Origin of the sequence: Flavobacterium muglaense (assembly GCF_014305155.1) — a bacterium.
In the GTDB taxonomy this organism is placed as follows: domain Bacteria; phylum Bacteroidota; class Bacteroidia; order Flavobacteriales; family Flavobacteriaceae; genus Flavobacterium; species Flavobacterium muglaense.
Genome location: NZ_JACRUK010000002.1, coordinates 23,723 through 35,140, shown reverse-complemented (window position 1 = coordinate 35,140; position 11,418 = coordinate 23,723). Strand labels below are relative to the sequence as shown.

Annotated in this window: 8 protein-coding genes; 7 read left to right on the top strand and 1 reads right to left on the bottom strand. The window is 35.3% G+C overall.

Going from position 1 to position 11,418, the window contains the following annotated elements:
* Nucleotides 1-331: 331 nt before the first annotated feature.
* Nucleotides 332-1,111: an O-methyltransferase gene (locus H8R24_RS01275; RefSeq protein ID WP_187016885.1), complete on the top strand. Its 780-nt coding sequence runs from the start codon at nucleotides 332-334 to the stop codon at nucleotides 1,109-1,111.
* A 55-nt stretch (nucleotides 1,112-1,166) separates the two neighbouring features.
* Here H8R24_RS01275 and H8R24_RS01270 read toward each other — a convergent pair whose 3' ends face one another.
* Complete coding sequence (locus H8R24_RS01270; RefSeq protein WP_187016886.1) at nucleotides 1,167-1,826, bottom strand: hypothetical protein; 660 nt, start codon at nucleotides 1,824-1,826, stop codon at nucleotides 1,167-1,169.
* Nucleotides 1,827-2,161: 335 nt separating this feature from the next.
* On the opposite strand from H8R24_RS01270, the gene H8R24_RS01265 reads away from it, so the two are divergent.
* The 6 genes from H8R24_RS01265 to secA all read left to right on the top strand — a co-directional run bounded on the left by H8R24_RS01265 (nucleotide 2,162) and on the right by secA (nucleotide 11,271).
* Nucleotides 2,162-2,848 carry an ABC transporter ATP-binding protein gene (locus H8R24_RS01265; RefSeq protein WP_187016887.1) on the top strand — a complete coding sequence of 229 codons (687 nt, stop codon included), beginning with the start codon at nucleotides 2,162-2,164 and terminating at the stop codon, nucleotides 2,846-2,848.
* 60 nt (nucleotides 2,849-2,908) lie between these two features.
* The gene (locus H8R24_RS01260; RefSeq protein ID WP_187016888.1) at nucleotides 2,909-5,833 is read left to right on the top strand and encodes a M16 family metallopeptidase; all 2,925 of its coding nucleotides are present in this window, start codon (nucleotides 2,909-2,911) and stop codon (nucleotides 5,831-5,833) included.
* A 143-nt stretch (nucleotides 5,834-5,976) separates the two neighbouring features.
* Nucleotides 5,977-6,861, top strand: coding sequence for an ATP-grasp domain-containing protein (locus H8R24_RS01255; protein WP_222617345.1), 885 nt, complete (start codon nucleotides 5,977-5,979; stop codon nucleotides 6,859-6,861).
* Nucleotides 6,862-6,909: 48 nt separating this feature from the next.
* On the top strand, nucleotides 6,910-7,479 hold the full coding sequence (locus tag H8R24_RS01250; RefSeq protein WP_187016889.1) for a cob(I)yrinic acid a,c-diamide adenosyltransferase: 570 nt from the start codon (nucleotides 6,910-6,912) through the stop codon (nucleotides 7,477-7,479).
* Nucleotides 7,480-7,621: 142 nt separating this feature from the next.
* A complete protein-coding gene (locus H8R24_RS01245; protein WP_007138072.1) occupies nucleotides 7,622-7,843 on the top strand; it encodes a DUF2795 domain-containing protein in 222 nt (73 codons plus the stop codon).
* A gap of 86 nt (nucleotides 7,844-7,929) precedes the next feature.
* The gene (gene secA / locus H8R24_RS01240) at nucleotides 7,930-11,271 is read left to right on the top strand and encodes a preprotein translocase subunit SecA (protein WP_187016890.1); all 3,342 of its coding nucleotides are present in this window, start codon (nucleotides 7,930-7,932) and stop codon (nucleotides 11,269-11,271) included.
* Nucleotides 11,272-11,418 lie beyond the last annotated feature (147 nt).

Sequence of the window (11,418 nt, the reverse complement as noted above, 5' to 3'; positions counted from 1 at the left end):
GCTAAGGCTTCACAGAGACTCGCAAAGGTTTTATACAAAGCTCAGTGTAACTCTGAGTCTTCCCTGGGGATCTCAGTGTAACCTTCCAACTAAGTACCTTCGCAAAGACGCGCAAAGACATCACAGAGACTCGCAAAGAATTCTAAAATGCTTTATAAAACTCAGTGTACCTCTGAGTCTTCTCTGGGGATCTCTGTGCAACCTTCCAACTAAGTAGTTTCGCAAAGACGCGTTAAGGAAACGCTGAGCGACACAAAGTTTAAATTTTATTCTTAAAGTAAAAAAAACTCTGAGTATCTTCGCGACTTCTTTGTGAAACTCTGTGAAAACTATGCTATTCCAAATCAAATCGTACTTAAAATTCCTTTGGCATTCTAAAAATGAGCATGCTGTTCACTCGCCTTTTGTGTTTACTTTAATTACTAAATGTTTTTATGACAAAAAAGCAAAACCAGAATATGGCATTTTAAAATCTTTTCGAACTGCGCTTATCGCAAATACTGGAATGATTGAAGTAACCGACTTTGGTGCGGGTTCACGCGTTTTTAAATCGAATACGAGGCAAATTGCTCAAATTGCAAAAACAGCTGGAATTAGTTCTAAAAGAGCTGAGTTATTAGTAAGAATCACCCAATATTTTGAAGTCGAATCTATTTTGGAGATTGGTACTTCTTTAGGTTTGGCAACTGTGGCTTTAGCTTTGGGAAATAAAAAAGCAGCAATAACCACAATTGAAGGATGCCCAGAAACCGCCAAAATTGCGCAACAACAATTTGCAACGTACAATCTATCAAATATAACTTCTGTGGTGACTGAATTTGAAAGCTACTTAGACCACATACAAACTCAAAACGCACACTTTAAACTGATCTATTTTGATGGCAATCATTCGAAAAAAGCGACTTTAGATTATTTCGAAAAATTACTTCCTACGGTTTTGAATGACACGGTATGGATTTTCGATGACATCCATTGGTCAGCCGATATGGAAGAAGCTTGGGAACTTATCAAAAAACAGCACAGCGTTTCCGTAACTATTGATACTTTTCAATGGGGATTGGTATTCTTTAGAAAAGAACAACCCAAGGAGCACTTTGTTATTCGGGTTTAACAAAAAAAATGACAACCATTTCTGATTGTCATTTTTCACCAAACTAACCTAATTATTATTGTTTAGCTTTTTGCATTTCTTCCGATTTTGCTCCCATTCTATTTAATGTATACATTGGTGCAAATTTCATTTTCAAACCAGCAATTTTTCTATTATCAGATGAAGAAAGACCTTCTTTTTCCACTGTGTTTTTTCTACTATCTAATGCCTCGTACATCATTTTAACTTCATCCCAGTCTTCACGAGAGTATCTGTCTTTATTATCTTCAACTGTGTGAACAAATTGTTGGTACACGCCATGAATATTTCCAGCATTAACCCAACTAAAATTCATATCGGCCCCTATTTTACCCTCACCAAACAATGCGTTTCTCATAACCTGTTTTGGATCTGGTTTCGAAGCTTCCATTTCAGCCATCATTTTTGCTTTCAATGCATCGTACTTCGCTTTACTTGCATCCATTTTTTCTTTTACTTTTTCATCTTCTTTAAGCTCCGTTAAAGCAGTGGCAGCTTGGTTACTTTTTAATTCGTAAGTAGCTTCAATAGATTGCCAATTTGCTTTAGCATCTTCTGTTGCAACCGTTCCTAATGAATCAACATAAACAACATAAGTATCAACTATTTTTTCTGCTTCTTTTTCTTTCTCATTTTTACATGCAGTAAATCCAAGTGCGATAACCGCCATACCTAAAACTAAATTTCTACTTTTCATATTTTCTGATTTATTAATTATTACCATACAAACGTACCGATATTTATACTATCCTCAATACAAATGTGTTAATGTTGTAAAATATTAATTAAATTATGATAATGACTAAAAAAACATCCGAATTACATAACAATCATACAAAATAACATAATAGCTTTATTTAAGTCTTTCAGTATGCAATTACTCTGCTATGATTAAAAAAGGAATTGAAGAGCCAACTGATATTTATATGATAAATTCTGTAACAAAAATGAATTTCGGGCAACTTATATCTAATTAAAAAGTCTTTTGTACTTTTAAACATAGAAATCCTAATTCATCAATAGTAGAGCGCAATGGCAAATCCATTAATAAAAATTACCGATATAAAAAGAAACTTTGTTCTTGGAGACGAGATTGTATACGTCTTGAAGGGAATTGATTTAGAAATTAACAAAGGTGAATATGTTGCTTTAATGGGACCTTCGGGATCTGGTAAATCAACTTTAATGAATCTTCTAGGGTGTTTAGACACGCCTACATCTGGAACCTACATTTTGAATGGGAAAGATGTAAGTAAAATGAAAGACGATGAACTTGCCGAAATTCGAAACAAAGAAATAGGTTTTGTATTTCAAACATTCAACCTTTTACCTCGAACAACAGCCCTTGATAATGTGGCTTTACCCATGATTTATGCTGGTTACTCAAAATCAGAACGAACTGCAAGAGCGGAAGAAGTGTTGACACAAGTAAATCTTGCGGACCGAATGGATCACCATCCCAACCAACTTTCGGGAGGACAACGCCAGCGTGTAGCCGTAGCAAGAGCCTTAGTCAACAAACCTTCGATCATTCTTGCCGATGAGCCTACAGGGAACCTTGATAGTAAAACATCGGTAGAAATTATGAATCTTTTTAATGAGATCCACGCCAATGGAAACACCGTTATTCTAGTAACTCACGAAGAAGAAATTGCCGAATATGCGCACCGTATCATCCGATTGAGAGATGGCTTGATTGAAAGTGACACGCGAAAATAGTCCCGATCTGGACTGCTTATACTACGTACTAATCCTCCTTTAATATAATTAAAAAAAAACATGAAAAAAACAACTCTAGTACTATTCACATTACTCGTTAGTGTAGTAGCTACAGCCCAAAACCAGTTTGAATGGAAAAAACAATCAAGCAATGGGTACGAATACAAATATGTAAACAATGACCCTGCTAAAGCCAGGTTTTATACTTTAAAAAATGGACTAACCGTTATTTTAAGCCCAACTAACAAAGACCCAAGAATTCAGGCCTATGTTGCTGTAAAAGCAGGTAGCAAGACAGATCCAGCTACAAATACTGGGTTAGCGCATTATCTAGAACACATGTTATTTAAAGGGACTGATAAATACGGTACACTGGACTGGAACAAAGAGAAAGTAGAACTCGACAAAATTGCCGATTTATACGAGCAATACAATCATACAAAAAACGATGCTAAAAGAAAAGTGATCTATAAAGCCATCGACTCTGTTTCGGGAGCAGCGAGTAAGTTTTCAATTGCTAATGAGTATGACAAAATGTTATCTGCAATGGGGGCTCAAGGAACCAATGCTTTTACGTCATTTGAACAAACTGTTTATACTGATGATGTTCCTAGTAGCTCATTAGATAAATACCTTGCAGTACAAGCAGAACGTTTTAGAAATCCAGTATTTAGAATATTCCATACCGAGCTCGAAGCTGTTTACGAAGAAAAAAACAGGACTTTAGACAGTGATGGACGTAGAGTATTTGAAGAATTATTTTCGAGCTTATTTAAAAAACACAACTACGGTTTACAAACCACTATAGGAACTGTTGAGCATTTAAAAAACCCTTCATTAGTTGAAATTAGAAAATACTTTAACAAATATTATGTTCCTAACAATATGGGAATCATATTTTCGGGTGATTTTAATCCTGATGAGGTAATTGCTAAAATTAATAAGACCTTTGGTCAAATGCAAGCAAAACCTTTCGAAAAATATACTTTTGAAAACGAAGCTCCTATTACTGCTCCAATCATCAAAGAAATAGTAGGTCCTGATGCCGAAAATTTAACACTAGGATACAGATTACCTGGAAACAAAGACAAAGATGTATTACTAGCTGATTTAGTTGGTAAAATTTTAACGAATGGTAAAGCAGGACTTTTAGACCTTAACTTAGTAAAAAAACAAAAATTACTAAACGCAAGCGCCTTCACTTACACGCTTATAGACCATGGAATTTTATATTTATCAGCAGCACCTACAAACGGTCAATCGCTAGATGATGTAAAATCATTAGTATTAAATGAAATTGAAAATCTTAAAAAAGGAAACTTTGATGATCAATTAATTACGTCAATCATAAACAATATCAAAAAAGATAAAATTTATGAAACAGAGAAATATTCTGGAAGAGCAAATGTTTTGATGGATGCCTTTACAGCTGAACTAGACTGGAAAGACCAAGTTGCTTATGTCAATGATTTATCAAAAGTAAAGAAAGAAGATATTGTTGCTTTTGCAAATAAATATTTAGGCGATAATTACGTTGCTGTTTTCAAAAGAAAAGGAGAAAAAACAACTTCTGAAAAAATCGAGAAACCACAAATTACTCCGATTGAAACAAATCCAGACAAACAATCGCCATTTGTAGCCAGTATTGATGCAATGCCGAGCAATGCAAGCAAGCCTGTGTTTTTAAATTTTGATAAAGACATTCAAAAATCAACTATAGGTGCTGCAACTGTTTTATATGTTCCCAATACTGATAATCAAATTTTCCGTTTAAAATACAGATACAAAGTAGGAACACTGAACGACTTAAAACAAGCGTTGGCTGTGCAATACATAAGCTTTTTAGGAACTGATAAAAAATCATCAGAACAAATTGCTAAAGAATTCTACACCATTGCTTGTAGCTTTAAAATCAATACTAGCGAAGAATACACTACAGTAACTATCGAAGGATTACAAGAGAACTTTGACAAAGCAGTAAAACTGTACGAAGAAGTAATCACTAACGTACAAGCAGACGAACCAGCCTTAAAAGCCTTAATTGCAAGAAACATCAAATCTAGAACAGATGTAAAAGCAAATAAAAATGCTATTTTATCAGGTTTGACTAGCTATGCTATGTATGGTGCCAAAAACAAGTTCAACAACAGTCTGTCTACCGAAGCATTAACAGCTACAACTGCAACAGAACTGATTGAGAAAATTAAAAACTTAAACAATTATGAGCAAACTGTAATTTACTACGGACCCAAAGACCTAAAAACTCTGGTAAGTGATTTAATGAAAAACCATAAAGTACCTGCTAAATTTGCTACTGCAAATGCACCAACCGTTTTTAACCAAGAGCCACAAACTAAAAACCAAGTCCTTTTTGCCAACTATGATATGGTTCAAGCAGAAACGAGATGGATTAGAAACACTGAAAAATACGATCCTAAACAAAATACGATCATCAATGTATTTAACAACTATTTTGGTGGAGGAATGGGATCTATCGTTTTTCAAACTATTAGAGAAAGTAAAGCATTAGCATATAGCACTTTTGGATACTACGTAAATCCACAAAAGAAAGAGGATAAATACTACTACATAGGTTACGTAGGAAGCCAAGCTGATAAATTTAAAGATGCAACAGCTAGTATGAACGAACTATTGAACAAAATGCCTGAGTTGAACGGAAATCTACAATTGTCCAAAAATCAAGTTAAAAAAGATATCGAAACAGAGCGAATCACGCAAGACGACATCATTTTTAAATACTTAGCAGCAAAAGATTTAGGTTTGACTGAAGATAGTCGAAAAGCGAGCTATAGCAGTGTTGATGGAATTACAATGAATGATCTTGCTGCATTTGAAGCAAAAAACATTTCAAACAAACCATACACTTACGCCATTGTAGCTTCAGAGAAAAACATCTCATTGGAGGATCTACAAAAGCTAGGTGAAGTAAAAAAATTAACACTAGAAGAAATTTTTGGATACTAATCTAAAAACCATCTCAATCAAAAAGCTATTCATTCGAATAGCTTTTTTTTTACTTTTAGATAATCACAAATCATTTTTTATTTTGCCATTCATTCCTATATCTTTGAAGGCGTTTATAACTCTGATTCTTACCGCTTAGTCCTATGGAAATAAATACAAAAAATCTTAAAATTAAAATTGGCTTATTGACCTGTGCAAAACTTCCTCAATTAACCCCAGAAGATCAATTGTTAATACCGGAATTTGCCCAGCACAACATTACAGCCGTAGCCGCTATTTGGGATGATAAAACCATCCATTGGAATGATTTTGATTATTTGATTTTCCGAAATACTTGGGATTATTTCGAAAAAGAAATAGAATTTAATAGTTGGTTACACCATCTTGAACAACTCGGTATTAAAACACTCAATTCGATTGACATTATTAAAAATAACAAGCACAAGTTTTATTTGCGCGAAATGGAAAAGCAAGGAGTCAAAATCATACCTACACTATTCTTAGATAAAACAAGCCAATTAAATCTTGTCGAAATGATGCCTTCACGTTGGAAAAAAATAGTGATCAAGCCAGCTTTTTCTGCGGGGTCTTATCAAACAGCAGTTTTTGAAATAAATGATGTTGTGCAAATAAATACGCAATACAAAACAATAGCATCTGAAAAAGAATTGCTACTACAAAAATTCATGCCCGAAATTCAAACCGAAGGTGAAACCTCATTTATCTTTTTTAATAAAAAATTCTCGCACGCTGTCAATAAAAAACCCGTTGATGGCGACTTTAGAATTCAGTCACAGTTTGGCGGAAAATATACATTAATTGCACCAACAAAAGAACTGATCCATAAAGCACAAACCATCGTAAATACTTTTCCCGAAAATTTATTGTATGCCAGAGTTGATGGAATTATTATAGAAAATGAATTACATTTAATGGAAGTAGAATGCATTGAACCTGATTTATATTTCAATTTATCAGAAGGTTCACTAACTAGGTATGTTAATGCAGTACTCGAATTAATACCGTAATTTCGCAAAGCATCAATAATAGACTACGATTAAACAAATATCCACAAAATGAAAGTATATACAAAAACAGGCGACAAAGGAACCACTGCCCTATTTGGCGGAACCAGAGTCCCTAAAGACCACATACGAATTGAAAGCTACGGAACCGTAGACGAATTAAACTCTCACATAGGACTCATTAGAGACCAAGAAATTAGTGCGCACTATAAAACCATTCTAGCCGAAATACAAGACCGACTGTTTACTGTAGGTGCCATTCTGGCTACTCCGCCCGAAAAAGAAGTAATGAAAAATGGTGAACTGCGTTTGCAAAAATTAGGAATCGTTGAAACCGATATTGAATTACTAGAAAATGAAATCGACGCCATGGAAGAAGCGCTGCCGCAAATGACTCATTTTGTACTACCTGGCGGACATACTACCGTGTCATATTGTCATATTGCACGTTGCGTTTGTCGCCGTGCTGAGCGCCTAGCAGTGCATTTAAGTCATAATGAACCTGTAGCCGATATCGCAATTAAGTACCTCAACCGACTTTCTGACTACCTTTTTGTATTGGCACGAAAGTTGTCCTTAGACTTAAACGCTCAGGAAGTTAAATGGATTCCGAGGAAGTGATTTTCAGGTTCAAAACGTAAAACTTTAAACCTGAAACGCTAAACTAAAAAAAACGTTCTTAACTTTTTTATAAAATAAATGATTTTTTACTTGTCTTTTTCAGTAAAAAAATTATTTTTGCACAAAACTAAATAGACAAAACATGTATTGGACATTAGAATTAGCATCCTACTTAAGTGATGCACCGTGGCCTGCTAACAAAGATGAACTTATTGATTACGCTATACGTGCTGGTGCTCCATTAGAAGTAGTAGAAAACCTACAGTCTATTGAAGATGAAGGCGAGATATACGAGTCAATGGAAGAAATTTGGCCAGATTACCCTACAGACGAAGATTATCTTTGGAATGAGGATGAATATTAAAGAATAAACAAAAGAAAAAGTCTCAAAAGAGGCTTTTTTTTTGGTTAAATTTACAGGATAAAACAAATTAGAAATACGATATAATTATGAGTTTCATAAACAGCATTATTAAAGCCTTTGTTGGAGACAAATCTGACAAAGATGTAAAAGCTTTACAGCCTTATTTAAATAAAATTAAGACATTTGAAAGTCAATTAATTGCCTTGTCTCACGATGACTTAAGAGCGCGTACTTTTTTCTTTAAAGACCAATTAAAAGAAGCAAGAGCCAATATCGATGCCAAAATCGCGTCGCTTAAGCAAGAAGTAGAAGGAATTGAAGATATTGACAAAAGAGAAGACATCTACTTACAAATTGACGCTTTAGAGAAAGAAGCTTATGAAATCTCTGAAAAAACATTGCTTGAAATCCTTCCAGAAGCTTTTGCAGTAGTAAAAGAAACAGCAAGACGTTTCAAAGACAACTCAGAAATCACAGTAACTGCAACTGCTAAAGACAGAGAGTTCTCTGGAACTAAACCTTATGTTTCTCTTGATGGTGACAACGCTGTTTGGCAAAATAAATGGAACGCTGCCGGTAAAGAAATTACCTGGGACATGATTCATTATGATGTTCAGTTGATTGGTGGAATGGTATTGCATGAAGGTAAAATTGCCGAAATGCAAACAGGAGAAGGAAAAACATTAGTAGCAACATTACCGCTTTATTTAAATGCTTTAACTGGAAACGGTGTGCATTTAGTAACGGTGAATGACTACTTAGCAAAACGAGATAGTACTTGGAAAGCACCTCTGTTTGAATTTCACGGTATGACTGTCGATTGTATTGACAATCACCAACCAAGCTCTGAAGGAAGAAAAGCTGCTTACAATGCTGATATTACTTACGGTACCAATAACGAATTTGGTTTTGACTACCTAAGAGACAACATGACACATTCGCCTGATGATTTAGTACAAAGAAAACACAACTACGCTATTGTCGATGAGGTGGATTCTGTATTAATTGATGATGCTAGAACACCATTGATTATCTCTGGTCCAGTACCACAAGGAGATCGTCATGAGTTCAATGAGTTGAAACCAAAAATTGAAAACTTAGTTAGTCTTCAACGTCAATTGGCAAACAACTTTTTATCGGAAGCTAAAAAATTAATCAAAGAAGGAAATACTAAAGAAGGTGGTATTTTACTTTTAAGAGCTTATAGAAGTTTACCAAAAAACAAAGCTTTAATTAAATTCTTGAGTGAAGAAGGAATTAGACAATTGCTTCAAAAAACAGAGAATCATCACATGCAAGACAACAATCGCGAAATGCATAAGATTGATGAAGCCTTGTACTTTGTAATTGAAGAAAAAAACAACCAAGTAGAATTGACTGACAATGGTATCAAATACCTTTCAGGAGATACTGATAACGACTTTTTTGTACTTCCAGATATCGGAACTGAAATTGCAGTTATCGAAAAGAAAAAATTAGAAAAAGACGCTGAAGCAGAAGAAAAAGAAAGATTATTTCAAGATTTCGCTATTAAAAGTGAGCGTATCCATACCTTAACGCAACTATTAAAAGCATATTCATTATTCGAAAAAGATGTTGAATATGTTATCATGGACAACAAAATCATGATTGTAGATGAGCAAACAGGTCGTATCATGGATGGTCGTCGTTATTCTGACGGATTACACCAAGCCATCGAAGCCAAAGAAAATGTAAAAATCGAAGCGGCTACTCAAACATTTGCGACGGTAACTTTACAAAACTACTTTAGAATGTACAACAAGCTTGCAGGTATGACCGGAACAGCGGTGACTGAAGCAGGTGAGTTATGGGAAATATACAAATTGGACGTAGTAGAAATTCCTACTAACAGACCAATGGCTAGACAAGATAAAGAAGACTATATCTACAAAACAACACGGGAGAAATTCAATGCCGTAATCGAAGATGTAACTGCATTATCAAAAGAAGGAAGACCAGTACTTATCGGAACAACTTCGGTTGATATTTCGGAATTATTGAGTAGAATGCTAAAAATGAGAGGCGTACCGCACAACGTATTGAATGCCAAAATGCACAAGCAAGAAGCACAGATCGTTGAAGAAGCTGGTAAACCAGGAATTGTAACAATTGCAACCAACATGGCTGGTCGTGGAACCGATATTAAATTATCTGCCGAAGTGAAAAAAGCAGGTGGACTAGCAATTATAGGTACAGAACGTCATGACTCTCGTCGTGTTGACCGCCAGTTACGTGGTCGTGCAGGACGTCAAGGAGATGTGGGTAGCTCACAGTTCTATGTTTCTCTTGAAGATAACTTAATGCGTTTGTTTGGTTCTGAAAGAGTCGCTAAAGTAATGGACAAAATGGGATTAGAAGAAGGAGAAGTGATCCAACATTCTATGATGACGAAGTCTATCGAACGCGCTCAGAAAAAAGTAGAAGAAAACAACTTTGGTGTTCGTAAACGTTTATTAGAATATGATGATGTAATGAACGCACAACGTGAAGTAGTATACAAACGTCGTCGTCACGCCCTATTTGGTGAGCGTTTAAAACTGGATATTGCGAACATGTTGTATGACACTTGCGAGCTAATCATTCAAGAAACAAAACCAGCAAACGACTTTAAAAACTTCGAATTCGATTTAATCCGTTACTTCTCGATCACCTCACCTGTTAGTGAAGCTGATTTCTTGAAATTAACCGACATTGAATTGACTGGAAAAGTTTACAAAGAAGCTTTAAAATATTACAACGAAAAAACAGCTCGTAGCGCTAGAGAAGCCTTCCCTATTATCAAGGAAGTATTCGAAGACAAAAACAATCAGTTTGAGCGTATCGTGGTTCCGTTTACAGATGGAGTAAAATCACTAAACGTAGTAACCGACTTGAAAAAGGCGTACGAAACTGAAGGAAAACAACTAGTAGCTGATTTCGAAAAAAATATCACTTTATCTATTGTAGACGAAGCTTGGAAAAAACACTTACGCAAAATGGACGAGTTGAAACAATCCGTTCAACTAGCCGTTCACGAGCAAAAAGATCCATTGCTTATTTACAAGTTTGAAGCTTTCAACTTATTTAATGCCATGTTAAACGGTATCAATAAAGAAGTGATTTCGTTCTTATTCAAAGGAGATTTGCCAGCACAACAAAATCAGCAAATCCAAGAAGCCAAAGAAGTACGTCAAAAAGAAGACTACCAAACTTCCAAAGATGAAATCACAAACAGTGAAGCCGCTAACCGTGATGCAGGCGAAACGCAACAACGTCAGGTGACGGAGACTATCGTAAGAGATATGCCAAAGATCAACCGCAATGACACTGTTACGATTCAAAACGTAGCCAACGGTCAAACACAAGAAATGAAATTCAAAAAAGCCGAAAGCCTTATCGCTTCAGGTCAATGGGTTATTGTAAACTAATACAACCCCTTTTCATACCCCTATTAAATTCCTCAATTACGAAAGTAGTTGGGGATTTTTTTTTGGAGCTATTCCCGCTATTCGTTACAATCTTGTGGGGCTTAAAGAAAGCCCCACAAGGATTTTCACTGCTATCGGGGCTAGGAT

Excerpts from the sequence above, each read along its gene's own strand:
- H8R24_RS01260 (WP_187016888.1), top strand. The coding sequence starts at position 2,909 with ATGAAAAAAACAACTCTAGTACTATTCACATTACTCGTTAGTGTAGTA.
- H8R24_RS01265 (WP_187016887.1), top strand. The coding sequence starts at position 2,162 with ATGGCAAATCCATTAATAAAAATTACCGATATAAAAAGAAACTTTGTT.
- H8R24_RS01250 (WP_187016889.1), top strand. The coding sequence starts at position 6,910 with ATGAAAGTATATACAAAAACAGGCGACAAAGGAACCACTGCCCTATTT.
- H8R24_RS01245 (WP_007138072.1), top strand. The coding sequence starts at position 7,622 with ATGTATTGGACATTAGAATTAGCATCCTACTTAAGTGATGCACCGTGG.
- H8R24_RS01275 (WP_187016885.1), top strand. The coding sequence starts at position 332 with ATGCTATTCCAAATCAAATCGTACTTAAAATTCCTTTGGCATTCTAAA.
- H8R24_RS01255 (WP_222617345.1), top strand. The coding sequence starts at position 5,977 with ATGGAAATAAATACAAAAAATCTTAAAATTAAAATTGGCTTATTGACC.
- secA (WP_187016890.1), top strand. The coding sequence starts at position 7,930 with ATGAGTTTCATAAACAGCATTATTAAAGCCTTTGTTGGAGACAAATCT.
- H8R24_RS01270 (WP_187016886.1), bottom strand. The coding sequence starts at position 1,826 with ATGAAAAGTAGAAATTTAGTTTTAGGTATGGCGGTTATCGCACTTGGA.